This window comes from Flagellimonas sp. 2504JD4-2 (assembly GCF_053642935.1).
On the sequence record NZ_JBSIOV010000005.1, the window covers coordinates 62771 to 89617 of the forward strand.

Below are 26847 nucleotides of genomic sequence, written 5' to 3' on the forward strand. Positions count from 1 at the left end.
TTATGCTGAGGTTTAACACAGGAATATAACATGTTTCACACGCCGCTTTATACCTCAATTGACGAATAGGCTTTTTGTATTGACCTATGAAGTTCTAGAGTTGATGAATGGACTTACAAAGTTTTGTATGTCACTTCTATGAATTGAATCTTATAAAAGGATATCTTTCTTGTAGGTGTTCAATTTTTGTTTGTAGTGATTTTTGGAATTTTTGATGTTCTTCCGAAGTGGGGTTAAAGGGCCGATGCAATAATCCCTTTTGAATATTCGATACTTCATCCATGATTGGATAAGACTCAGGGGAAATCCACACCGATTTAAACTTGTCCCAAATGTAATCCACGGCCAACTCATTGGGATGTACCATATCCTTTTCATAAAAACGGTAGTCGCGAAGCTCATCCATCATAATCTCATAGCTAGGAAAGTAAGAAACACCGTTTGCATTTTCTCGTGAGGACAATGTTGCATGAACGGCAGAAATTAGATGCGCCTTGCTCCGCTGGTTTTCCACGAATCCATCTTTCAAATGGCGTACAGGCGAAACCGTAAAAATGATACTTGCCCCTGTATTTACTGAAGTTATCAAATCGACAATTTTTTCAAGACTTGATTGGACTTCCCGGGCTGATAACAGCTCTTTGGAGAATTCTTTCTGGGGAACTTTATGGCAATTCGCGACGGTTTTTTGGGTAGCATTGTATCGATAAACCCATGATGTTCCTAAGGTGATTATGATATAGGTAGCGTCATTAAGTGCTTGCTTGACGTCCTGTAGCCCCTGATTTAAATTACGGAGCAATTCCTGTTCTGAGGCAGCACGTATGTCGGAATGCGCATCGAAACAATGCCAAATTCCGGCATGCTCAAAAACCTCTTTTTTTTGATAAGATGTATTGTCCATCGCCCTTTCAACCAAATTTTCAATAGCAAGTGGATGAAAAAGTATCCCAAAGGGATTTTGGGTAGTCTGAAACTTAAAATACTCAAATTTTTTGCCTATATTCTCAACAAAACAAGACCCTAACAATAGTATCTTGTCTTGATAACCAATCTGGTCTTCAGCTTTCTCAAACGAAATTGTTGTTTGAAGCTTCATACGCTGCCTTACTTACAATTATCTATATTGATGATCATATCCTTGTATTGGCTTTCCAACTGCCCTTCCAATTGACTTAAAATACCAATAATCCGGACCAAGTCATCTATAGCACGATTTCTTAGCGCCTCCGTAGCATTTTTGAACTCATTTCTGACCAAATCCTGGGTATAGTACATTCCTTGTAGCTCATAGAGGCAATCGTATCCAAATTCGTGAAATATTCCAGTGGATTTTGAGATATCCCAGGCAATACTGCTTAAATCACTGATTTCAAGATTCAAAAAAGTGTCACCTTGGTATCGATAAAGCCCATCGCCAACAGCAACAGAATCAACCTTTACAAAATACTCAGGATACTTTTCTACAAACCTGGACATTCCTCCGGGAGAAAGCACCAAGGCTCCTTCTTTGCTTTTTAAACTGTCCAACTCCCTATAAAACGAAGGTATTCGTTGGTTTAAAGCCCTGTTCGTGACCAGTTCGTTCAGGTTGGCTTCTATTTCTCCTTTGATTTTGGTCAGGGCAATCTCCTTATCCTTCTGAATGATTTTGGACTCGTTCCAATCATTGAACCAGATGGCAAGGTTGATTCCAACGAAAAGAAGCAATATCTCCCCGACAATGTATTTCCAGTTAAAACTTTTTAGCTTGAAGAATCGCATAATTAGTTTGCTGCGGCAACAAACTCACGGGCATTTTTTAATGCCTCCGTAATCCCAGAAGGGTTTTTACCTCCTGCGGTCGCAAAGAAGGGCTGTCCACCTCCACCGCCTTTAATATATTTACCCAGCTCACGGACAATGTTGCCAGCATTTAATCCCTTGTTTGACGCCATTTCTTTTGAAATGTAACAAGACAACAAGGCTTTTCCATCATTTTCGGCCCCCAACAAAAGGAATAAGTTGGGCACCTGACCGCCAATCTCAAAAGCTAAATCTTTGATACCGGAAGCGTCCAAATCGACCTTTTTGGCCAAAAATTGAACTCCATTGACCTCTTCCAATTCGGAAATCAAGTCGTTTTTAAGTCCTTTTGCCTTCTGTTTCAACAATTGCTCAACCTGCTTTTTTAAAGCCGCGTTTTCCTCCTGTAAACCTTCAACAGCTTTTACAGGATCTTGTGCTTTGTTCAACAGATCCCTGATTTCGAACAGCATTCGGTTGTTCTTAAAATAGAATTCCTTTACGGCATCCGAGGTAATGGCCTCAATCCTACGGATTCCAGCTGCCACAGCTCCTTCGGATATGATCTTAAAGTGCCAAATATCCGCTGTGTTCTTCACGTGCGTTCCTCCACACAATTCTACAGACTGCCCAAAGCGGACTGTCCGTACGGTATCGCCATATTTTTCACCGAACAGGGCCAGAGCCCCTTGTTTCATAGCCTCGTCAATGGGAATATTCCGATTTTCCTCAAATGGAAGTTGCCCTTCGATTCGAGCATTGACAAAGTTTTCCACATCACGAAGTTCTTCGACGGTCAATTTGGAAAAGTGGGAAAAGTCAAATCGAAGATGCTTGGAATGCACTGCAGAACCCTTTTGTTCCACATGGGATCCCAAAACTTCTCGAAGTGCTTGGTGCAATAAATGCGTTGCGGTATGATTACTAGCTGTGCGTTGACGTTGTTTCTTGTCCACCACGGCTTTAAACGTCCCTGAAACATCCTTGGGTAGATTCTCTGTGAAATGGACAATCTCGTTGTTCTCTCTTTTTGTATCGATGATATAGATCACATCACCATTGGAAACTTCCAAATAACCTTTGTCTCCAACCTGTCCGCCGCCTTCAGCGTAAAATGGGGTCAAATTAAAGACCATTTGATATTGATCTCCGCCCTTTTTACTACTTACCTTGCGATATTTGACCAATTTCACATCGGCCTCAAGGCTATCGTACCCAATAAACTCCTGTTCTGAATCTTCCAGTAGAACGGTCCAATCATCTTTTGACACTTCCGAAGCAGCTCTGGAGCGATCTTTTTGGGCCTTTAGGGCCTTTTCAAAGCCCTCAACATCCAATTGATATCCTTTTTCCTCTAAAATCAGGGAAGTAAGGTCAATTGGGAACCCGAAAGTATCGTATAGCTCAAATGCTTTTTCTCCTTCTATGGTCTTTCCTTTGGTTGATTTAATGACAGAATCTAGAAGCACCAATCCCTGTTCGAGAGTACTCAGAAAGGAATTTTCTTCCTCTTTGACCACATTCTCGATCAACTGATATTGCTCCCTTAGCTCTGGGAAAGCTTTACCCATGTTTTCGCCAAGAACCTTTACCAATCTATAGATAAAAGGTTTCTTGGTATCTAAAAAGGTAAACCCATATCGGATTGCCCGTCTTAGTATCCTTCGGATAACGTATCCCGCACCATTATTGCTCGGCAATTGACCGTCAGCTATGGAAAAAGCCACAGCCCGAATATGATCAGCCACCACGCGGATAGCAATATCGGTCTGTTCATCCTTTCCATATTTATGACCGGTAATGGTTTCTACCTCCCGAATAAGAGGGGTAAAAATATCCGTATCATAGTTGGATTGTACGCCTTGCAAAACCATACAAAGGCGTTCAAAGCCCATTCCAGTATCCACATGCTTTTCTGGAAGGCTCTCCAAAGATCCGTTGGCTTTCCTATTGTATTGCATAAAAACCAGATTCCAAATTTCAACCACTTGGGGATGATCTTGGTTCACCAATGATGCTCCGGAAACCTTTGCTTTTTCCTCGGCAGATCGGATATCAACATGGATTTCTGAACAAGGACCACAGGGACCCTGGTCTCCCATCTCCCAAAAATTGTCCTTTTTATTGCCCATGATAATTCGGTCCTCGGGCACTATAGCCTTCCAGAGGTCAAAGGCTTCCTTATCCATTTCAAGATTATCCGCATCATCACTTCCTTCAAAAACGGAAACATAAAGGCTGTCCTTATCAATCTTATAGACCTTGGTCAATAATTCCCAAGCCCATTGAATGGCTTCCTTCTTAAAATAATCCCCAAAACTCCAATTGCCCAACATCTCAAACATGGTATGGTGGTAGGTATCCTTACCAACCTCCTCCAAATCATTGTGCTTTCCACTTACACGAAGGCATTTTTGTGTGTCTGTTACCCTTTTGGAGCTGGATATTGAATTCCCTAAGAAAAATTCCTTAAACTGGTTCATTCCGGCATTGGTGAACATCAAAGTAGGATCATCTTTCATCACCATGGGCGCGGATGGAACAATTTTGTGTTCCTTCCCTTTGAAAAAGTTTAAAAACTGGGATCTGACTTCTTGGGATGTCATTGAATTTGCTAGGGTTTTATTAAATTTAACACTTTACGGAAAACAATTTTTATATTTGTTTGTTTTCTTAAAAAAGAATGCGCAAAAATAGGATAAAATCCCTTCATGTCTAAAGTTAAGTACTATTACGATCCCGATACGCTGTCCTATCGAAAGATAGAGCCCAAAAAATCCAAAAAGTACCGGAATCTTTTCTTTTTTATTGTGGGTGCCGCCCTATTTGGGTTCCTTGGCCTTATACTGTTGCTGAACACCAATCTATTGAACACTCCCAAAGAGCTTTCTTTAGATCGGGAAGTACGCAATTATGAGCTCCAATTTGAGATACTGACCAAAAAAATGGAGCAAATGGAGCAGGTTTTGACCAATATTGAAGATCGTGACAATAATATATACCGCCTCTATTTTGAAGCCAACCCCATTCCCGAAGAACAACGTAGGGCAGGTTTTGGAGGGGTCAATCGATATAAATCCCTAGAGGGTTTCAATAATTCAGAAATCGTTATCAACGCTGCCCAGCGATTGGACATTATCCAGAAACAGATGGTTATCCAATCCAAATCTTTGGATGAAATCGCCAAATTGGCCGAGGAAAAAGAGAAGCTTTTGGCTTCCATTCCTGCAATCCAACCTGTTAGAAATGAGGATTTGACCCGCATGGCCTCAGGTTATGGATGGCGTTCGGATCCTTTTACCAAGGCACGTAAATTCCACTGGGGAATGGATTTCACTGCTCCTCGAGGGGTTCCCATCTATGCAACTGGGGATGGTGTTGTAAAACGGGCCGATAATCGCTCCTCGGGATACGGAAAACATATACGAATTGATCACGGGTACGGCTATATGTCCTTATATGCCCACTTGAGCAAATACAATGTGACCAAAGGTCAAAAAGTAAAACGTGGAGATCTGATAGGTTTTGTGGGCAACACAGGGCGCTCAGAGGCTCCCCATTTGCATTACGAAGTGTTTAAGGACGATGAACGCATCAACCCCATTAACTTCTACTATGGAAGTTTGACGGCGGAAGAGTTTGAAAATATGCTCAAATTCGCCAATCAAGAGAATCAATCCTTGGATTAATGCACATAGATCTTCCGGAAAAGCGATATTATGGCATTGGCGAAGTGGCCAAGGCCTTTGGGGTGAATACCTCTCTGATTCGCTTTTGGGAAAAGGAATTTGATGTGCTTCAACCCAAAAAAAATGCCAAGGGCAACCGAAAGTTCACCCCTCAGGACGTAAAAAACCTTCAGTTTATCTACCATTTGGTCAAAGAAAGGGGCTTTACCCTTGAAGGGGCCAAAATCCATTTGAAAGAAGAAAAACAAAAGGCACTTTCCAATTTTGAGGTCATACAAAAACTACAAATGGTAAAGGCTGAACTTTTAAAAATCAAAGAACAACTATAAACACTAAATCCATAGAAAATGAAAAAAGGAATCTTCGCAGGGCTTGGCTGTGCTGGAATTTCGATAATAGCCATTGTCGTAATAGCAGCTGCAGGAGCTCTATATGCCTTTACTTTTAATAACACAGCAGTGGAATATCAAGCAGATGCGGAAACTGCTTGGGCCAATGTAGAGAGTTCGTACCAACGTCGAAGCGACTTAATAGGCAATTTGGTCAAAACTGTTCAAGGTGCAGCTGATTTTGAAAGAAATACACTCAAGGAAGTCATCGAGGCACGTGCCAAAGCTACTTCCACTACCATTGATGCCAATAATATTAATGCACAACAGCTAGCTGAGTTTCAACAGGCACAAACGGGTCTTTCTTCCGCCCTTTCCAGATTACTTGTGACGGTGGAACGCTACCCAGAGCTCAAGACAAACCAAAACTTTTTGGAATTGCAATCGCAATTGGAAGGTACTGAGAATAGAATAAACGTAGCAAGAAATCGCTATAATGAGTCAGTAAATATTTACGATAAATACATCTCTAAATTTCCTGGGAAATTGTTTGCAGGATGGTTCGGTTTTGAAGAGATGCCACGTTTTAAATCCGATCCAGGCGCAGAAAATGCAACAGATGTAAATTTTGATTTCAATTAAACATGTCGCACGTAGAGGAATTTTTGACCGCCGAAGAGGAGGGAGAAATTATCAATGCCATTTTAGAAGCTGAGAAGAACACTTCAGGTGAGATTCGAGTGCATATCGAAGCAACCGCCAAAATGGACCATTTCAGCAGAGCCCAGCAGGTCTTCCACTTTTTGAAAATGGACAACACCAAAGATGAAAATGGAGTTTTGCTCTATGTGGCCGTTGATGACAAAAAGTTTGTCATATATGGCGATACCGGAATTGATAGAGCTGTTCCCAAAGGATTTTGGAACAGTACCAAAGATGTAATTTCCTCCCATTTTAAAGAAGGGAACTTTAAGCAAGGTATTGTTGAAGGTGTATTGATGGCCGGCAAGGAACTGGAAGCCCATTTTCCATGGGATCATAACGATACCAATGAATTGAGCGATGCCATATCCAAAGGTTAGTTTTTTATTCGCGTTTTTATGCATTTCTCTTTCTTGGGGGCAATTCACTATTCCTGAAAAACCACAAAAGCAAACTAGTGTTTACGACTATATAAACCTGTTACCAGCTTCTCAAAGCAAAGCTTTGGAGCAAAAACTCATCAGCTATTCCGATAGTACCTCTACACAGATAGTTGTAGCCATTATTGCTTCCACTGAAGGTGAGAACATCAACTTTCTCGGTGCTCAATGGGGCCAAAAATGGGGAATTGGACAAGCAAACAAGGACAATGGTGTGCTTGTACTTTTAGCTAGGGATGACCGAAGAATAGCCATTAACACCGGCTATGGGGTTGAAGGCGCTTTGACCGATTTCATGTCGAAACGCATTATCGAATCCGTAATTATTCCGGAATTTAAAAGAGGTGATTACTACGGGGGTCTCAATAAAGGAGCTGATGCTATATTTCAAGTCTTAACTGGAGAGTTTAAGGAAGAACGCAGTTTTGGAAACGACCCTAGGTTTTCCATTAAATCATTGCTGCCATTTATCATTTTCATCATCATTCTGATCATCCTTGCAAGAGGTCGAAAAAACAACCGCAACAATAGAGGTGGTCGCGGAGGCCGAAATTCAGGAATGGATATTTGGGATATGATCATCCTAAGCAATATGGGGCGTAGCTCCCGCTCCTCCGGGGGTGGTTTCGGTGGTGGAGGGTTTGGTTCTGGTGGATTCGGAGGCGGATTTGGCGGAGGCGGATTTGGTGGCGGAGGCGCCTCTGGGGGTTGGTAACCTGCTGTCCTAAGTTTTTGGTTTCGACGCAACGCTGGTTCGATTCTACCATCTTCAACAAAAAAACACTCCCATGCTATTAAAAAAACTGATTTTTTCCTCGATATTACTCTGTGCCGCTTTTTGCTGCTCAGAAGATGATCCGGATTGTTCCTTGGTGGACTGTTTAACCGTGGACAATTCAATCTATATCGAATTTATCGACAATGAAAATGGAGCAAATGTCATCACCAACGGCACCTACCAAGCTTCCCAAATATCGATTTTGGATGCCAACACGAATGCTGTGGATTTTGAATTGCAAAAAGATTTTGAAAACCAAGATCTTTTGGTAATCGACCTACAAAACGAGTCGATTGGGGAACAAACCTACCAAATACGACTTGGAGACATACCGCTGTTCAATTTTAGCCTAACCACTTTTGATGGAGGAGGAAGTGACTGTTGCGGCCCCTACACAGGGGTTGATGATGCATCCCTAACAGGAATTACTGGAGAATTCTCGAACAGTGGTGTTCTTCCCATTGCGGTTACGGTTTTTATTCCTTAGTAAGCAAGGATCAATCCACCCTCTTGTAGAAAATCTTATTTACGATTTTCCACTCTCCATCAATCTTTAGCAGATTCATAAAGTCTACGAATGTGAAATCCTTGTATTCCAGCTCCAATCTGGCATTGGCGGCATGACCAGAAACCGTGATCTCGGCTATACGGTTGGCCCTATCAATCCTATCTCCTTTTTTCATCCCACTGAAAAACTCAAGGGCGTTGACTTCTTTGTACCCTTCTTCTGTTACGTACTTCATGGTCGCCGTATCGTGAAAGGCCTTTTTAAGGGTATCAAAATCCCGGTTTGAACCACCCTCCATATAATAATTTAGGGTTTTCTCTATCAATTGATAATCCGATTCTTGGGCATTTACAGTGCAAGAAACACTTGCTACAAAGAAAAATAAGAGAAGATTGCGCATCATGGCTGTAAAGTTTTTTGTTGTTAGTGCTTTCAATTTATCAATTTTAAAACCGGAGATTTATTTTCAAATCATAAATATTTCATAAGGTTCAATCCAGCATATAAAAACCATCCGTAAATCTATACGAGTAGTTTATATACTCGCTAGCCCCCTCAATCCATTTTTAAGCTATCTTGTCTGTGGTTAAGTCACAGTCTAATTATATTCCATTTTTGATATGTTCCGTTCGTTAAGAATTCTATTTTTTTTCCTGATTATTTTTTCGGTTTCCTGTAAAAAAAAGGCCCCCTCAACAGAAACTGATAACTTATTCAAGTTCAAGGATTATATCAGCTACCACACACATGGTAATCAAAGTATTTCCACTCCGATTACCATTGTTCTTGCCAAACAACTAAGTCAATTCGAGCTTACGCAAGAGCTTCCTTCGGAATACTTAAAAATTTCTCCAAAGGTCGATGGAAAACTGTCCATCGAAAACGGAAGAGAACTTGTTTTTCAACCATCGGAATATTTAAAATCCGACACCGAATATGTAGTGGATTTGGCTTTAAACAAGCTTTTTGAGGATATCGACCGTGATTTCAAAAAATACGCCTTTAGCTTTAAAACGATAGCTCCGAACTTCAAAATCAATTTGGGCAATCTGCAATCCTACAGCAAAGATTGGCAGTATCTATCGGGAACTTTGAATGCTTCGGACATTATGGATGCTTCAAAGATTAAGGGTATTATTTCCGTTAGGCAGGGAGCAAAGGAAATTCCGGTCAAATGGGACAATAGCTCGGAAAACGCCCAATATTTCAGCTTTAAAATCGACAGTATCCAACGCAAAACGGAGGATAGCGAATTAACTATTCGATGGAATGGAAAAGACTTCGGTATCGATAACCAAGGGGAGGAAAAATATCCAATTCCCGGGCTGAACAAATTTGTGGTGGTGGATGCAAAAACCGCATCGGCACCTAACGCTGCCCTGACCCTTAATTTTTCGGAGCCGCTAAAACAAAATCAAAACCTAAAAGGTCTTGTTACCATAGAAAATGCACAAAATCTCCGTTATGAAATTGATGGAAATCTGCTTAAGGTATATCCCTCCAATCGGATTTTGGGTGAGGTGAAAGTCACCGTTTTCGAGGGGATAAAAAGTGAATATGGCTTCACCCTTAAAAAACCATTTTCAGAATTGGTATCCTTTGAACAACTAAAGCCTTCCGTGAGGTTAATCTCCAAGGGAACCATCTTGCCCAATGCAAGTTCAACCCCAATATATTTTGAAACTGTAAATCTTTCCGCTGTGGAAGTCCGGGTGATTCAAGTTTTTGAGAACAACATGTTGCAATTTCTTCAAGCGAACAATCTCACCCAAGAATACAACTCTGACCTCAGAACTGTGGGTAGAAGAGTAGCCTATAAAGTGATTCCTCTTTCTAAACAAGGTGATGAAAACACAAGCTACTGGAAGGCGCATGCCTTAGACCTTTCCGAATTGATCAAAGTGAATCCAGGATCCTTGTATCGGGTTGAGTTCAGTTTTAAAAAGGAACACACCAATTACGATTGCGGAGCAATTGAGGAATCCAAAGAAATTGCAGAAGATATTGGCTTTACCGCCCAAGACGAGACTCTGGAAGAGCGCTACTGGGACAATGAAATATACAATTGGAGAAATTACGATTGGAACTGGGAGGAAAGGGATAATCCATGTCATCAAGCCTATTACAACGACAACCGTATTGTCACTACAAATTTATTGGGAAGCGACTTGGGATTAATCGTAAAAAAAGGAAACAATCGCTCCTATCATTTTGCAGCGACCAATCTGCTTACCACCAAACCAGAGGCCGATACGAACATCAAATTGTACAACTATCAACAACAGTTATTGGGTGAAATTACCACAGACGCCTCCGGATTTGGCATCTACGATGGTGAAAAACAGATTGCTTTCGCGGTGGCGGAAAAAAACAACCATTTCGCTTATGCAAAACTAGCCGATGGAAATGCGCTTTCGTTAAGCAAGTTTGACGTCTCCGGTGAAACTTTGCAAAATGGTCTGCAAGGATTTATCTATACGGAACGAGGTGTACATCGTCCAGGCGACACCGTCCATTTGACCTTTGTTTTGGACGATAAAAACAACCCTATTCCAGATGGCCATCCCGTAACGTTGGAAGTAAGTGATGCCAGAGGTAAATTGGTTCAAAGAAATGTATTAAAAGGAGGTTCCTTGCACATTGAGGATGGATTGTATGCCAAAAAGGAAAAGGCTTTTTATTATTTCCCCATACCTACCAAACCTGAGGCACCGACTGGGACTTGGAATGCCAAGATTATTGTGGGCGGCGCGGAATATCATAAAAGTCTAAAAATTGCCACTATAAAACCGAATAGACTCAAGGTAGATTTCTCTTTTGAGGATGAAATATTAAAGGCAAACAAAAACAATATAGGCAAAGCCCAAGTCCAATGGCTACATGGCGCTCCCGCCCGTAATCTTAAGATTGATATCAACGCCAAAATACAAAGTGCCTCAGCCGCCTTCCCAAAATTTAAGGATTATACGTTCCAAGACCCGGTTCGCACGTTCAATGAGATAGAAAATCAATTCATTCAATCCAAATTGGATGGAAATGGGGTACTCAACATCAATGAAAAAATAAATATCAACGGAAATGCCCCTGGAATGCTCCAAGCTACATTTACCACAAAGGTTTTTGAAGGTGGGGGTGATTTCTCCATTGATGTATTCTCCAAAAAATTGGCTCCTTTTTCGCATTTTGTCGGACTTCGTTCCCCAAAAGCGCACCGTTATGGCTCGTTTTTGACGGACGCAAATACCGAATTTGATGTGGCGAGCGTGAATGCGGATGGCAAACCCGTTGGCAATCGCAAATTAAAAGTGCAGCTCTTTAAGATTGAATGGCGCTGGTGGTGGAATCGAGGTCGTGACAATCTCTCTCGATATGAAAATGCCACCGTGCATAGACCCTATAAGGAACTGTCCGTTATCACCGGCAACAATGGAAAGGGTAATTTTAGTGTAAACATTCCGGATGATGATGGCGGACGTTTCTTGATTCGGGTTATCGATGAAGTCTCCGGTCATGCCACGGGGCGTACGGCTTATTTCTATCGTAATTGGTGGAGAAGGCCCGCTTCGGGGGATTCAGAAAGTTCTAAGATTTTGGTTTTTTCTGCGGATAAGGAAAAATACGCTTTGGGAGAGGAGGCGGTAATCACCTTTCCTTCGGATAGAGGCGGTAGAGCGCTTTTGAGTATCGAAAATGGTTCCGAAGTATTATCTCAACAATGGATTGAAACCTCGGCAAAAGAAACCATAGCCAAAGTTCCTATCAACGCCGAGATGGCACCCAATGTCTACATCAATATTTCACTGTTACAACCCCATGGGCAAGTAGCGAATGACCTTCCTATCCGTTTGTACGGAGTGGTGCCATTGCTGATAGAAAATCCTGCAACCCACTTGAATCCAAAACTTCAAATGCCCGATGTATTACAACTCGAAACTTCGTTTAAGGTCAATGTTTCAGAAACCAACAACAAACCCATGACCTATTCTTTGGCAGTGGTAGATGAAGGCTTGTTAGATCTAACGCGATTCAAAACGCCTGATATCCATAACGCTTTTTACGCGAGACAGGCGCTGGGAGTAAAGACTTTCGACATTTTTGATGATGTCATGGGCGCTTATTCCGTAAGCGTTGACAACATCTACGAAATCGGTGGTGGTGGTATCGGTGAAGGGGCCAAAAACAGAAAAGCACAGCGTTTTAAGCCCGTTGTCACTTACTTAGGCCCGTTTTATTTGAAAGCTGGTGAAAAAGCGTCCCATACTGTCAATATGCCTAATTATGTAGGTTCTGTCCGAACGATGTTGATTGCCGGAAATCAGAACAGCGCCTATGGCAATGCTGAAAAAGCAACCCCTGTGCGAAAACCATTGATGGTTTTGACCTCTTTGCCCAGAAAACTATCTCCTGGTGAAAAAGTAACCATTCCGGTCACGGTATTCGCCATGGAAAAAAAGGTGAAAAATGTAACCGTTTCCATTGATGCTGGTAAAGCTTTGGAGCCCTTGGGGGCAACTTCAAAAAATATCGTTTTCAATGCTGTTGGGGAACAAATAGTGAATTTTGATTTTAAGGTGAATCCGACCAGGTCCTTTCAAACCATAAAAGTAACCGCATCGGGTGCTGGGGAAAAAGCAAGCAATGAGATTGAAATCGATGTGGAAAATCCCAATCCCATTACAACAAAGAGTACTTTATACACTTTAGGTGCCAATCAATCACAAGCTATTTCCATGGAAACATTTGGTACTTCGGGCACCAATACGGCCACTATCGAGTTTTCAACGCTTCCGCCCATGGATTTTTCCAAACGCATGGAATATCTTCTGAGATATCCTCATGGCTGTGTCGAACAAACGACATCTTCGGCCTTCCCCCAGTTATTTTTGGATGATGTACTTGATATCACCTTCGAAAAGAAAAAAGAGGCCGAAAAAAACATCAAAGCGGCGATAAAAAGATTGAATAATTTCCAAACTTCAAGCGGTGGATTGAGCTACTGGCCTGGCTATAGTCGCACAGATGACTGGGGAACTTCTTATGCAGGTCATTTTATGCTGGAAGCCAAACAAAAAGGGTATCAATTGCCTTTGACCTTTTTGAGCAATTGGCTGCGCTATCAAAAGAATGCGGCACAACAATGGAGCAATCAGCAAACCTATTACAATGATGATATTGCCCAAGCATACCGCTTGTACACCTTGGCCTTGGCACAACAGCCTGAATTAGCAGCCATGAATCGTCTTCGTGAAGCAAACAACCTAAGCAACGAAGCGAAATGGAGATTGGCAGCATCTTACGCACTTATTGGTAAAAAAGAAGTGGCCAAGGAGTTGATTCAAATTGCCAACATCAATTTTGCACCAAATTCCTATAACTATCGGACCTATGGTTCTGTATTCAGGAATCGGGCAATGGCTTTGGAAACCCTGGTAATTTTAGATGACCCCCAACAACGGGATCTAGCTGTTTCTCTGGCGAAAAATCTATCCTCGCAACGATGGTATAGTACGCAAGAAACCGCTTATGCCTTGCTGGCCATGGCCAAAATGGTAGCCAAAAGTGGTGGTAAATCCCTAGACCTAACGTACACCAATAATGGAAAGAACATTGTGGTAAAATCAGATAGGGCCATCGCGCAACGTAGTCTTGTGATTTCAGCCTTGAAAGAGGAGATTCAGGTCAAAAACAATCAAAACAATATCATTTATGCCACACTGGTTCAAAGTGGGAAACTTCCGGTCGGACAGGAGTTGGCCCAGGAGCAAAATCTCCGATTATCCGTTGCGTATTCAGATGCTATTGGAAATAACATTGATGTCACGCAACTTAGGCAGGGCACAGAACTACAGGCTAACATTACTGTTTTCAATAGCACCAATGATTATATTGACAACTTGGCCTTGACGCAAATTGTTCCTAGTGGATGGGAAATCGTAAATACTTCCTATGCAGGAACCAGCGATCCCAATTCGAGTAAAGCTGAGCATATTGATGTGCGTGATGACCGTACCCATTTCTATTTTGATTTGGGTGCCAAAAAGTCCAAGACCTTCACTGTAAAGCTCAATGCTTCTTTCTTGGGGGATTATTATTTACCCGGGTCACAGGTTGAGGCGATGTACGATGATAATTACAAAGCAAGAAACAAAGGAAAGTGGATTTCAGTGGTTCAATAGGATTATAGATGAAGCGGGTCATGGTATTAAAAAGAAGTATTCAAAGACATAAGGTCAAACTTTCGGTCTTGCTTCTTTTCTTTTTAATATGGCTGTTCTGTTTGCCGAAAGTAATGTTTGAGGCTCCAACCTCTACTGTGGTCACAAGTTCTGATGGTGTTTTGATAGGTGCCCGTATTGCGGATGATGGTCAATGGCGATTTCCGCAAATGGATTCGATCCCCAAACGGTTCAAACAATGTGTATTGCTGTTTGAAGATGAATATTTTTACAAACATCCCGGGTTCAATCCCATTTCCATTTTCAATGCCATAAAGCATAACCTCACCAAAAAAACCCGAAGAGGAGGTAGCACTATCACACAGCAGGTGGTTCGTTTGAGCAGAAAAAATAGACCGCGAACCTATTTTGAAAAAAGCATCGAACTTTTGATGGCCACCCGATTGGAAGCCAGATACTCCAAGGACGAGATTCTAAAGTTGTATGCGACATACACACCCTATGGTGGAAATGTGGTCGGGTTGGAGACTGCTTCATGGCGTTATTTTGGGATTCCCGCGCATGAGTTGAGTTGGGGGCAATCCGCTACGCTTGCCGTATTGCCCAACGCACCATCTTTGATTTTTCCTGGACGGAATGAACAAACTTTGATGGAAAAGCGCAATCGTCTTTTGAAAAAACTATTGGATAAGGAATTTATTGATCAAACAACTTACCAACTGGCCATTTTGGAGCCTTTACCCCAAAAACCCAAAGTTTTGCCCAATATCGCATCACATCTGACCGAACGGATAAAAAAGGAGCACACTGGCAAGCGGATAAAGACCTCCGTGGATAGGCATTTGCAGCAACAAGCCAATATTGTGGCAGAACGCCATTACAATCGACTAAAAAGCAATGAAATCCACAATTTATCCATTTTAGTTTTGGATGTGGAAACTAGAAAAGTACTTTGTTATGTGGGTAATTCCCCCACTGCGGAGGCGCATGGCAACTATGTGGATATCATCACCAAAAACAGAAGTACCGGAAGTACGTTAAAGCCATTTTTGTTTGCTTCTTTGATGCACGAGGGGCTATTGTTGCCGAACAGTTTGGTCAAAGACATTCCCACAGTAATCAATGGATACAATCCGAAAAACTTCAACAAAAAATATGCAGGGGCTGTCCCCGCCAGTAGGGCACTTTCACGCTCCCTTAATGTGCCTGCCGTTCGATTACTAAGACAATTCGGACTTCAAAAATTCTATAATAAGCTACATAAAATGGACTTGGGTTCGCTGGACAAACCTTCAAGCTATTACGGATTATCCCTGATATTAGGGGGTGCCGAAAGCTCTTTATGGGATATCACCAAAACCTACGCCTCAGCAGCATCCACATTAAATCACTTTGTATCCAACTCGAGTACCTATCGAGCCAACGAGTTTGTGGAACCATCATATTTAGAGGACTATGAGATTGATTTTGGTCCACAGCAGTTTGAGTCTCCAGTACTAAATGCTGGGTCGCTTTACCATACTTTTAAATCGTTGCAGGAAGTAAATCGACCCGAAGGAGACGAAAACTGGCATTTTTTTGATTCATCCCAACCAATTGCCTGGAAAACGGGAACCAGCTTCGGATTTAAAGACGCTTGGGCCGTTGGAGTGACCCCAAAGTACGCTATTGGCATATGGGCGGGTAATGCGGACGGAGAAGGTAGGCCCGGCCTTGTAGGAATCACAGCGGCCGCTCCGGTTCTTTTTGATGTTTTGGACCTATTGCCCCAAAGTGGATGGTTTCAAGAACCCTATGACGACCTGGTAGCCTTGGAAACTTGCAAGGAAAGCGGGTTTAGAGCTTCTGCATTTTGTGAAACAATATCAAAAGAATTTCAGCCTGTGAACGGTGCCAAAAGTGGACAATGTCCGTATCACCATCCCATTTTTTTAGATAAAGAAGAGCAATTTAGGGTGAATTCGGAATGTTATCCCCTGGAAGATATGGTCCATACCAATTGGTTCAGTTTGCCCACGGTGGTGGAGCATTATTATTCCAATTCCCACCCCAACTATAAAAACATGCCTTCTTTTTTAGAAGGATGTTATGCGGAGGAGCGTACCTTAATGGAATTTGTTTATCCAAAGAAAAACGAAGAAATACTGCTTCCCAAGGATTTGGGCAAGACCTCCAAAGAGGTTGTCTTTAAATTGGCACATCAACAGTCTGAAAGTACAGTACATTGGTATTTGGATGAAACCTATATCGGCTCCACGACCAATTTCCATGAACTGATTTTTGAGACATCTATTGGGCAGTATGTTCTTACCTCAGTGGATAACGAAGGTAATAGGGTACAGCAGAGCTTAAATGTACAAATGGCTTCTGAAAACTGAGGCCCTTATTTCTTCCGCATAAAAATGGTAATCGGAACACCGCTAAAATCAAAGTTTTCGCGAAGCTTGTTTTCCATAAACCGTTTATACGGATCCCTTACATATTGCGGTAGGTTGCAGAAAAAAGCAAATTGTGGATAAGGAGTTGGAAGCTGCGTACAGAACTTGATTTTTACGAATTTACCCTTATAGGCCGGCGGTGGAGTGTGCTCTATGATGGGTAGCATCACATCGTTCAGCTTTCGTGTCACAATCTTTTTTGAACGGTTCTTATAGACCTCAACTGCAGTTTCTATCGCCTTGAAGATACGCTGCTTGGTCAATACAGAAACAAAAAGGATGGGCACGTCATCAAAGGGCTCAATGACCTTTTTAATTTTTTGGGTATACTCTTTTACCGAATTGGTCTCTTTTTCAACCAAATCCCATTTGTTCACCAAGATGACAACACCCTTGTTGTTTCGTTGTGCCAGCCAAAAAATATTCTGTACTTGTCCATCAAATCCGCGGGTGGCATCCAACAACAAAATACAGACATCGCAGTGTTCAATGGCCCGGACGGAACGCATTACCGAGTAAAATTCCAAATCTTCCTTTACCTTGGCCTTTCTTCGAATTCCAGCGGTATCCACCAAATTGAATTCAAATCCAAATCTATTGTATTTGGTATCGATACTATCGCGGGTAGTTCCAGCGATATCGGTAACAATGTAACGGTCTTCTCCAATTAGCGCATTAATAAAGGATGATTTCCCAGCGTTAGGCCTACCGACCACCGCAAATCGTGGAAGTTCACTTTCCTCTTCTTCAACATCTGGAAGCACTTCTACCAAAGCATCCAAAAGTTCTCCCGTTCCACTTCCATTAATGCTCGATAACGTATAGTAATTCCCCAGTCCCAAGGCGTAAAATTCCACTGCATCCGCCTCACGTGGTGCATTATCGACCTTGTTGACGGCCAAAAACACCGGCTTATCTACTTTGCGAAGCAATCTTGATACATCTTCATCCATTCCGGTCACCCCAGATTCCACATCCACCATAAAAATTATGGCATCCGCTTCCTCAATGGCCAATTCTACCTGTTTATCGATCTCTTGCTCAAAGATGTCGTCACTACCAACGACATAGCCGCCAGTATCGATCACTGAAAACTCCTTCCCGTTCCAATCACTTTTTCCATAGTGGCGGTCACGCGTAACCCCACTCACAGCATCAACGATCGCTTCGCGACGTTGTATCAATCGATTAAAAAAAGTGGATTTCCCAACGTTAGGCCTTCCCACAATGGCAACAATAGCGCCCATCTGCATTAAATTTTGGCAAAAGTACCACTATTTATGAAGAAAAAATGATACCTTTTTTAATCAATGTCAATCGTTTATGAGTGATCTTACCAATGAGGTTGTTTTGCGCCCCCGGTTCGAACTGTCTTTGAATACCGAATTGGAGCGGCTAAAGCATGCCTTTGACAATGCATCCAAAGAACCGTTCTTGATAAAACGCTTGGATGAGCATATCTACATCCGGTTTACCAAGAAGGAGACTACTTTTTGGACTCCTCAGTTGCATTTAGAGCTTACCTCTTTTGAAAAAGGAATAAGTAAAATCCATGGCGTTTTTGGCCCCAATCCTACCCTTTGGACCTTTTTCATGTTCCTGCATTTTGGTGTTGGCACTCTTTTTTTGATTCTTTTGGCTTTCGCATATTCCAACTATTCCCTGGGCAAGGATATTAAGTTATGGATTGCCGGAATGGTACTTTTGGTCATTCTTTGGTTTGCACTTTATGCCTTTGGAAGAATGGGTAAATCCAAAGGGAAACCTCAAATGGACCAACTTAAAACCTGTTTAAGGGAGCTGATTTCAGATTTTTCAATGCAATCATAATTTGTCGGACACGAATCGCACTAATTTTCACAAATGTTTATTCTTGGAAGTGTCATCCTGAGCTCCTGCCTTCCGAAGTCTCGTACGGAGGACAGGCAGTAGAAGGATTGACATAAATTCCATCAATTGTACAAAAGCTATTAATTGTTATACCCGAAACGCCTAAGTTGACGGGCATTGCTTCGCCAGTTTTTGTTCACTTTGACATAGAGTTCAATATGTACTTGTTTGTCAAAGAATTTTTCCAGGTCTTTTCGAGCTTCCACTCCAACCCTCTTTAGGGCACTCCCTTTGTGGCCAATAATGATTCCCTTCTGCGTATCTCGCTCTACCATGATCACCGAACGGATGCGGATAATATCTTTGTCTTCTATAAATTCTTCGGTTTCCACTTCCACCGCATAAGGGATTTCCTTTTTGTAGTGCAGCAATATTTTTTCCCGAATGGTCTCGTTCACAAAAAAGCGTTCCGGTTTATCGGTCAATTGGTCTTTGGGATAATAAGGTGGTCCTTCGGGAAGCAATTCCAGAATCCGCTCAAACACTTCTTTCACATTAAAGTTTTCCAAAGCGGAAATCGGATGTATTTCGGCTTGAGGCAATAGGTTTTGCCAGTGCTGAATCTGTTCTTCCAGCACTTGCTGTTCCGATGTGTCTATTTTATTAATGAGCAACAACACAGGTATTCCACTGTTCTCTATTTTCTTGAAAAAGGCCTCATCTTTCAATGCTTTTTCCCCAATTTCAACCATATAAACCAACACATCGGCATCTTCAAAGGCAGATTTCACAAAATCCATCATGGATGTTTGTAGTTCGTAGGCCGGCTTTATGATCCCGGGGGTGTCCGAGAGGATTACCTGAAAATCGTCCCCGTTCACAATTCCCAAAATACGGTGCCTCGTAGTTTGTGCTTTTGAAGTGATAATGGACAGCTTCTCCCCCACAAAAGCGTTCATCAGTGTGGATTTACCCACATTGGGATTGCCAATAATATTTACGAATCCAGATTTATGCTTTTTCATGCTTCATTTTTTCAAAATACTTCTTAGCTGCCTTGTTCACTTTTGGTGCTAAAATCAAAACTGCAATCATATTGGGGATTACCATAAGCGCATATGCCAAGTCAATGAGATTAATTACCAAATCTACCGAGGCCACCGCCGCAAAAATGATGGTGCCCACAAAATACCAATTATAGTATTTACCAATCTTGGCGTTGGTCAAAAAAGAAAGACATTTTACACCGTAATAGGAATACGTGAACAAAGTAGATAAAGCAAAGGCTGCTACAATTACCATAAGCAGCACATCTCCAAAACCGAACAAAGATTTCTTGAAGGCAATCAGTGTCATTAAAATTCCGTTGCTTTCCGCCTCCAAATAGGCACCACTTAAAATAATCACAATAGCCGTTAGTGAACAAACAATGATCGTATCGATAAAAGGGCCCAACATCGCAACCAAACCTTCTTGGACAGGTTCATCGGTCTTGGATTGTCCATGGTACATAGGAGCACTTCCCAATCCTGCCTCATTAGAAAACATGGCACGACGCACTCCCAAAATCACCAATCCCCAAAAACCACCTTTGACCATAGTATCAAAGTTAAAAGCCTCGGTAACAATTAGTCTTAAGGATGGTATAATCTCAGATGCATTATTCATCATTACTACTAACACAGCAATAAAGTAGACCAAAACCATAAAGGGAACTATGGCTGAAGCTACTTTGGCTATTTTTTTTAACCCTCCAAAAATGACGAATGAAGTAATTACCGCTAAAATGATTCCAACAATCAATTTCCAATTGAAATCTCCGAGCAATGCCAGGTTTTCGTTAGGATTCACCACATTCATAAAAGTTTGGGTAAACTGATTGGCCGTAAATACACCTAAAAAACCGAAAAGACCGGCAATACAGAAAAAAGTAGCCAAGGGCTTGGCTTTTTCCCCAATTCCCTGGGTGATGTAGAACATGGGGCCACCCTGCAACTTACCGTCAGAATCAGTTCCTCGAAACATTATGGAAAGGCTACAGGAATAAAACTTTATACACATTCCGATCAATGCCGTAATCCAAATCCAAAACACAACTCCTGGACCCCCCATGTAAATAGCTATAGCCACCCCTGAGATATTTCCTAGACCCACAGTTGCAGCTACCGCCGCGGACAAGGCCTGAAGATGGCTCACATCTCCTTTCGCTCCTTCTTTGTCATGTTTACCTGCCGTAATGGCTATGGCATGGCCAAAATATCGGTATGGTAAAAATTTGGATTGAAAAACAAGGAATATTCCTCCTCCTATTAAAAGAATTAACATAGCCCATTCGGTATAGGGCAACATGTTGGATAAAAAGTTGTTGATAGCTTCCATAAAGTAAAATCCGAATTTATGGATTTCAACCGGACTTGGCCAAAAGGATTTCGTGAATATGGATTATTATTTGGAAATAAACCAAAAACGGTTGTATATTTGCCGTCCACATCGCGGGATAGAGCAGTATCCTTCGACTAGGCTCAGGATAAAGTACCTACTTTACTTCTGGAGAGGAAAAACAAGTAAATCGGGTTTTAAATTCCGATTAAAACATACATCGCGGGATAGAGCAGTAGGTAGCTCGTCGGGCTCATAACCCGAAGGTCACAGGTTCGAGTCCTGTTCCCGCTACTACGAAGACCGATTACTTAAGTATTCGGTCTTTTTTGTTTAGGACATTGTCAAACTGAATTCTCTCCTTATCCTTTACCTTCCTCCTTTTACCTCTTTGACCCCCACCCAAATTCCATCAACCCATATCGGCCATCCATAAATTCACCTTAGGTGATAGTAGGTACTTCAAATACTGTGTGACACACAAACAATATAGGTAGGCTGTTCAATAAAAGGGTGGACTAACAACACTAACCATATACTTACCTCGATTCTCTTATACCCATTTGGAATGGGGTATTTTATTATTTATAGTATTTTTCACAAATAATATTTTGATTTTTCTTATGTATAACAGAATATATTCATAATGTATAATCATTTATTATTTAATTTGTAAGACAAAACCTCACAAATATTCTAACCATCAATACTAATCTTCCCAAATGACACCAACCAAACCTACCCCACCAGTAAATAGCAATTCTTTTTTAAAACTTTATAGAACACATTCCTTTAAATCCAATGACATGAAAAACACTTTTTCACTTGGCCTTGTATTGGCCCTATTTTTCGTTTGTAACACTGCAAATTCCCAAGAACTACACACCCATTCAAATGCGGCCAGCATTGCCAATGAGGCCAACTCGGTCTCGGGATGGGGAGGCAGTGCGTCGAGAAGTTCGGTAAATACCGACGCATATGCCGGAACATATAGTATTAGGATTGAATCAACCAACGGTGGTTGGAACTACAGCTCATACAGTTTTCCAACCACCGCGGGAGAGCAATATGTAGTATCGTTCTACGCCAAGAGTGCCAGTACCACCAACCCGGCGCTCTACTGGGCCGGTGGTGGGGTCGTTGAAAACCAAAAGATCCAAATAACCAGTTCGGGTTGGGCACAATATTCCAAAACCGTTACCGCCTCGGGGACTACCATAGGAATGAACGTTTATCCAGGTTCACCTGCACTTGCGGGAGAGCATGTATTTATAGACAATTTTTCCGTAATGCCGATAGGTGCAACCGATACCCAGGCTCCCACTGCGCCCACATTGTCGAGCACTGCACATTCTGAGAACACTGTAGATCTTTCATGGAATGGCGCCACGGATAATGTTGCGGTCACCGGGTATAATGTATATCAGGACGGTACGGAAATCGCCAACAATATCCCGTTGACCATCTACCAGGCAACTGGGCTCAGTGCCTCCACGGCCTACAATTTTGTTGTACGCGCACTGGACGCTGCGGGAAATGAAAGTGCGGACAGCAATTCGATATCGGTAACCACGAACAGCGCTCCGGACACACAGGCCCCCAGCGCCCCAACGGCATTGCACAGCTCGGGACAGACCGACACCACCGTTGACCTTTCCTGGAACGCGGCCACGGACAATGTTGGCGTTACGGGCTACAATGTTTATCGTGACGGCTCCATAATGGCCAGCGATGTCAATGCAACTTCATACCAAGCTGATGGACTTTCGGCCAGCACTGCTTACAGCTTTACCGTTTCTGCCCTGGATGCTGCCGGAAACGAAAGCGCTCAGAGTACCGCCGTACCGGTGACCACGGATGCTGCATCCGGTGGGGGTGGAAGCTCAGTTTGGGCGGAAAGCGGTTCTACCTTGAGCCACACAGGGGAAGTTGCCATTGGCACAAGTTCGGTACCATCGGGCTATAAGCTTGCCGTGGACGGTGATATCCGAACCCGCAAAATAAGGGTGGACCAAGATACTTGGCCGGACTATGTATTTAAGGAAGGCTATGACCTTCCCACACTGGAAGAGATCCAACAACATATCAATGAAAAAGGGCATCTGCCAAACATCCCCTCGGCCAAGGAAGTGAAGACCAATGGTGTAGAACTGGGCGAAATGGATAGGTTATTGTTGCAGAAGATAGAAGAGCTTACCCTGTATATCCTGAAACTGGAAAATGACAAAAGGCAAATGGAAAAAAGAATCATCAAGCTCGAAAAAGATAAACTATGATTAAGTACTTATCCAAGGCCATAAAGGCTTTTACGCAACTATTGTTTTTGGGAATATTTATGGTTCAGGCACAACAATCGACCTTTAACCTTCCCGACTACCATCCCGTATCTCCAAATGCAGCCAGCTTAGGAAGTTTTGGTCTATACCCTGTCAATAAAAACCTTGGCACATCGAATATCAGTGTCCCCATCTATAATTTATCGGAAAATGGGCTTAATGTGCCAATATCTCTTACCTATAATACCTCTGGGGTCAAGCTGAATGATCTTGCTTCATGGGTGGGCCTTGGTTGGTCGCTCAATGCTGGCGGTGCTATTATCAGAAACACCAAGGGACTCCCGGACATAACATATAATGCCAGTATCCCCAATTTACAAAATGCCGCTTTTACTCAGGCTAACTACGATTATATGCTGGGAGCGGTGAAGGGATTGCGAGATACCGCCCCTGACCAGTATGTGCTCAGTGCCCTTGGTATTGGCGGTAGTTTTTATTTTGACCCCGATAGTGGTCAGGCCAAATTTGAGGATGGTAGCCCGATACGAGTTGAAGTGATCTCGGCCGATGAAATGCACGTGACCCTGGAAGATGGTACTTTACTTATTTTTGGCACAACAAGTGACAATATCGTGGCCACTGAGGTCACTAGACACAGCAATCCCAATTACACCCTTGATTATGTCTCGGCATGGTACCTTACCGAGTTGGTATCCAGTGACAGACAAGATAGCATTTCTTTTCGGTACAAATCGCAGACGTTGGTTCAGGGATATACCGACCCTGCGGGAGAGTCGGTTTATGTGAATCCCAGTTCGTCCCCCTATGATCCCAACCTGGATTTAAAGGCTCCCTACCGGGAACTTTCTCAGATTGATAGACAGACCCTTGAATCAATCATCTTTGATAATGGCCATATAGACTTTGAATCTTCATTTGGGCGCCCCGACTTGGAGGATGACTATAAATTGGATTCTATAATGGTTTATTTCGAAGATGGCACTATCAACGACAAACTAGTTGACCAGTATCATTTTACATATGGGGAGTTTGTGCGTTCAGGTGGGAATTTCTCTCGTGACTTTGAGATCGCTCCCATATTCTTCAACACCGCAAGACAGATTAACAGTCGGGAAAGGTCCCTCAAGCTCTTGATGATGTATCGTGGAGCTTCGCCCAATGACGGCCAAGTGCACAGTTTTGAATACAACAATACGCAATTGCCCATAAGATGTACCACGGCACAGGATGCCTGGGGCCATCCCAATACCAATATGGGCACCTTGTTGCCACAGACGGAAACGACTGTGGAAGCTATCAACAGCGTTTATTATGTCGTTGGAAATGGCGACCGTTCGTCCAACGAGATTACGATGAAGGCAGGGGTGCTTGAAAAAATTACCTTCCCGACCGGAGGATATACCACATTCGAATATGAGGCCAACCGGTATCTGTCAACGGATCAAGTGTATGTTCCCAGGTCCCATTTGGTCAGGGCATTCGGGGAAGAGTGCAACGACCCCGCTTATCCGCATTATGATGAAACCACTTTTACAATACCAACTGGGGCAAAGAATATTAAACTGCATATTTCCATGAGCCCGGTGGATTATCAGGGTAGTTCGGCTTCCTATGTGGCCTTGGACGGCAAATTTTTCTATCGTCCGACACCGAACAGCAGTGGAGGCCCGAGTGACAGTTCTGATGGATGGTACGAGACCATTGATATCAATTTTGGGTACAATCTTGGCCCGGACATCCTGACACCTGTCCCTTTCCAGCCAGGAACCCATACCATCAAAGCTTTTGACACTGGCTATGGCCCTTTTGCCGCCTATGACTGTTCGCTTATGGCGCTTACCATAACCTGGGATGAGCCTAGTGGTACCCAACAGGTGGAAAAATTGGTGGGTGGCTTGAGAACCAAAACCATTTCCAGTTATGACGGTGTTTCATCCGTTCCTGTAAGGGTAAAACGTTTTGAATATGCAGACCCCAATATAATTCATCCGGAACGCAACAGAGGATATATAAGAAAAACAATTCTAGACACAGGTTTTTCCTTAAAACCCACTATATCCACCTCCCCACATTTTAACAACAATCTGGGAGGTGAGCCTGTTATCGAATATGGTATGGTGACCGAGTACGACCATGACCCTGTTACTGGATTGGACAATGGGAAAACCGTTTCGTACTATGAACAGGTACCCTTGACCAGAACTTACAATTCTATTACCGGGCCGGAGGTGTTCAAACATCCCGGTTTTGTCTGGAGCTATTTTTTTGCGCAGAACCTTGTTGATGGCAATGGGTGGTCGCTCAGTGCCCAAAACCTTCTTCTCGATGCATTGGCGGGACCGGAGGAATATTCCTTTTATGAGAGCCGTGGCTGGAAACGTGGCAGGCTTTCCATGGAAGAGGTGTACAAGACCGAAAGCGGTTCGGACATGCTCATTGCAAAGACGGAGAACATCTATTCCACTATTGAATCCCTGAAGATTAGAGAAAACTTTGTCTTTTCCCCATTTCATTCAGCCTATGAGTCAGGTTGGACCATAACGGCCCCATACAATCCGGATACGGATTTTAACAGTATACAATTCTGTTATAAGGCTGGGGAGACCGAGATCGGAAGGAAGGTCGTGAGCAAGACCATCAACACAAAATACGATGATAATGGCCAAAACCCCGTGGTGACCACAATGGAATATTTTTACGACAACTTGGTGCACAAGCAACCTACACGCACTAAGACCTTTAATAGCCTGGGGCAGGTCCAGGAAACCACTATCACCTACCCTGATGATATTGCGTCACTCAGTTTCCTGGTAGGCCCTGATTTGAGCACCTTGGAAAAACAGGCCATTGATAGTTTGAAAACAACAGGGCCATTGCATCGCATTGCCGAACCCGTTCAGGTGGAAACCGTTGTAAGAGATGCCAACGACAATATCTTGTCCAGCTACGTCCAAAGGACGGATTATCAAGATTGGGATGTAAACTTAGTATTGCCAAAATCGGTCAAGTCATTAAAAGATGGGTATAATGCTTCAAACAACCCCATGCAGGAACGTATTGTGTACCACGATTATGATACCGGCGGGAATCCGATAGAATTCAGCAAGGCCAACGCTGCCCATACGTATTATGTCTGGGGTTATAACGGCACGGTTCCTATTGCAAAGCTGGAGAATTTCACAACAGCGGACGCCACGAATATCCAAGCTACAATTAACGCCGCCGTAAACGCTTCAAATTTAGATGTTGACAATACCTCAGAGAGCGCTCTTCGTGATGCACTAGATAATATAAGGAGCGCTGCAACAGGTGCTTTTGTCACTACCTATACCTACGACCCCTTGATTGGCCTAAACAGTGTCACAGATCCAAAGGGCTATACCATGTATTATGTCTATGACAGTTTCAATCGCCTTAAAGAGGTCAGGGATGGTGCCAATAACCTGGTCACGGACTATCAGTACCACTATAAATCCCAGAACTAAAACTTGCCAAA

18 protein-coding genes and 1 tRNA gene are annotated in these 26847 nt (G+C 42.7%); 12 read left to right on the forward strand and 7 right to left on the reverse strand.

The window, feature by feature from the left end:
• Positions 1–136 precede the first annotated feature (136 nt).
• Genes ACULLH_RS17220 through alaS form a run of 3 tightly spaced genes read right to left on the reverse strand, consistent with a single transcriptional unit; the run spans position 137 to position 4391 of the window.
• Positions 137–1099 (reverse strand): GSCFA domain-containing protein, encoded by a 963-nt coding sequence (locus ACULLH_RS17220; RefSeq protein WP_454089998.1) that lies wholly within the window; start codon positions 1097–1099, stop codon positions 137–139.
• Between the two features lie 8 nt (positions 1100–1107).
• On the reverse strand, positions 1108–1764 hold the full coding sequence (locus ACULLH_RS17225) for a hypothetical protein (protein WP_454089999.1): 657 nt from the start codon (positions 1762–1764) through the stop codon (positions 1108–1110).
• A 2-nt stretch (positions 1765–1766) separates the two neighbouring features.
• Complete coding sequence (gene alaS, locus ACULLH_RS17230) at positions 1767–4391, reverse strand: alanine--tRNA ligase (RefSeq protein WP_454090000.1); 2625 nt, start codon at positions 4389–4391, stop codon at positions 1767–1769.
• A gap of 105 nt (positions 4392–4496) precedes the next feature.
• Between alaS and ACULLH_RS17235 the strand changes: the two genes are divergently transcribed.
• From ACULLH_RS17235 to ACULLH_RS17260, 6 genes are all read left to right on the forward strand, one after another.
• Positions 4497–5474 carry a M23 family metallopeptidase gene (locus ACULLH_RS17235; protein ID WP_454090001.1) on the forward strand — a complete coding sequence of 326 codons (978 nt, stop codon included), beginning with the start codon at positions 4497–4499 and terminating at the stop codon, positions 5472–5474.
• The gene (locus tag ACULLH_RS17240) at positions 5474–5803 is read left to right on the forward strand and encodes a MerR family transcriptional regulator (protein WP_454090002.1); all 330 of its coding nucleotides are present in this window, start codon (positions 5474–5476) and stop codon (positions 5801–5803) included. The genes ACULLH_RS17235 and ACULLH_RS17240 overlap by 1 nt, the downstream gene beginning before the upstream one ends.
• Positions 5804–5821: 18 nt before the next feature.
• Positions 5822–6445 (forward strand): LemA family protein, encoded by a 624-nt coding sequence (locus tag ACULLH_RS17245; protein WP_454090003.1) that lies wholly within the window; start codon positions 5822–5824, stop codon positions 6443–6445.
• Positions 6446–6447: 2 nt separating this feature from the next.
• On the forward strand, positions 6448–6885 hold the full coding sequence (locus ACULLH_RS17250; protein ID WP_454090004.1) for a TPM domain-containing protein: 438 nt from the start codon (positions 6448–6450) through the stop codon (positions 6883–6885).
• Positions 6866–7660, forward strand: a complete 795-nt coding sequence (locus ACULLH_RS17255; RefSeq protein WP_454090005.1) for a TPM domain-containing protein — start codon at positions 6866–6868, stop codon at positions 7658–7660. The genes ACULLH_RS17250 and ACULLH_RS17255 overlap by 20 nt, the downstream gene beginning before the upstream one ends.
• 73 nt (positions 7661–7733) lie before the next feature.
• Positions 7734–8210: a hypothetical protein gene (locus ACULLH_RS17260; protein ID WP_454090006.1), complete on the forward strand. Its 477-nt coding sequence runs from the start codon at positions 7734–7736 to the stop codon at positions 8208–8210.
• A 10-nt stretch (positions 8211–8220) separates the two neighbouring features.
• Here the strand turns inward: ACULLH_RS17260 and ACULLH_RS17265 are convergent, their stop codons facing one another.
• Positions 8221–8667 carry a nuclear transport factor 2 family protein gene (locus tag ACULLH_RS17265; RefSeq protein WP_454090007.1) on the reverse strand — a complete coding sequence of 149 codons (447 nt, stop codon included), beginning with the start codon at positions 8665–8667 and terminating at the stop codon, positions 8221–8223.
• Between the two features lie 184 nt (positions 8668–8851).
• Between ACULLH_RS17265 and ACULLH_RS17270 the strand changes: the two genes are divergently transcribed.
• Both ACULLH_RS17270 and pbpC read left to right on the forward strand, forming a co-directional pair.
• Positions 8852–14407 (forward strand): alpha-2-macroglobulin family protein, encoded by a 5556-nt coding sequence (locus ACULLH_RS17270; RefSeq protein ID WP_454090008.1) that lies wholly within the window; start codon positions 8852–8854, stop codon positions 14405–14407.
• An 8-nt stretch (positions 14408–14415) separates the two neighbouring features.
• On the forward strand, positions 14416–16785 hold the full coding sequence (gene pbpC / locus ACULLH_RS17275) for a penicillin-binding protein 1C (RefSeq protein WP_454090009.1): 2370 nt from the start codon (positions 14416–14418) through the stop codon (positions 16783–16785).
• Positions 16786–16790: 5 nt separating this feature from the next.
• Here pbpC and der read toward each other — a convergent pair whose 3' ends face one another.
• Positions 16791–18092, reverse strand: a complete 1302-nt coding sequence (gene der, locus ACULLH_RS17280) for a ribosome biogenesis GTPase Der (RefSeq protein WP_454090010.1) — start codon at positions 18090–18092, stop codon at positions 16791–16793.
• A gap of 76 nt (positions 18093–18168) precedes the next feature.
• On the opposite strand from der, the gene ACULLH_RS17285 reads away from it, so the two are divergent.
• The gene (locus ACULLH_RS17285) at positions 18169–18675 is read left to right on the forward strand and encodes a GTP-binding protein (RefSeq protein WP_454090011.1); all 507 of its coding nucleotides are present in this window, start codon (positions 18169–18171) and stop codon (positions 18673–18675) included.
• Between the two features lie 140 nt (positions 18676–18815).
• Here ACULLH_RS17285 and era read toward each other — a convergent pair whose 3' ends face one another.
• Entirely contained in the window at positions 18816–19700 is an 885-nt protein-coding gene (gene era / locus ACULLH_RS17290) for a GTPase Era (protein ID WP_454090012.1), read from the reverse strand.
• Positions 19687–21054, reverse strand: coding sequence for an alanine/glycine:cation symporter family protein (locus ACULLH_RS17295; RefSeq protein WP_454090013.1), 1368 nt, complete (start codon positions 21052–21054; stop codon positions 19687–19689). Before ACULLH_RS17295 ends, era begins: the two co-directional genes overlap by 14 nt.
• A 221-nt stretch (positions 21055–21275) precedes the next feature.
• On the opposite strand from ACULLH_RS17295, the gene ACULLH_RS17300 reads away from it, so the two are divergent.
• From ACULLH_RS17300 to ACULLH_RS17310, 3 genes are all read left to right on the forward strand, one after another.
• Positions 21276–21348: transfer RNA gene (locus ACULLH_RS17300), tRNA-Met, on the forward strand.
• A gap of 428 nt (positions 21349–21776) precedes the next feature.
• Entirely contained in the window at positions 21777–23330 is a 1554-nt protein-coding gene (locus ACULLH_RS17305) for a fibronectin type III domain-containing protein (protein WP_454090014.1), read from the forward strand.
• Positions 23327–26836 carry a hypothetical protein gene (locus ACULLH_RS17310; protein WP_454090015.1) on the forward strand — a complete coding sequence of 1170 codons (3510 nt, stop codon included), beginning with the start codon at positions 23327–23329 and terminating at the stop codon, positions 26834–26836. Before ACULLH_RS17305 ends, ACULLH_RS17310 begins: the two co-directional genes overlap by 4 nt.
• Positions 26837–26847 lie beyond the last annotated feature (11 nt).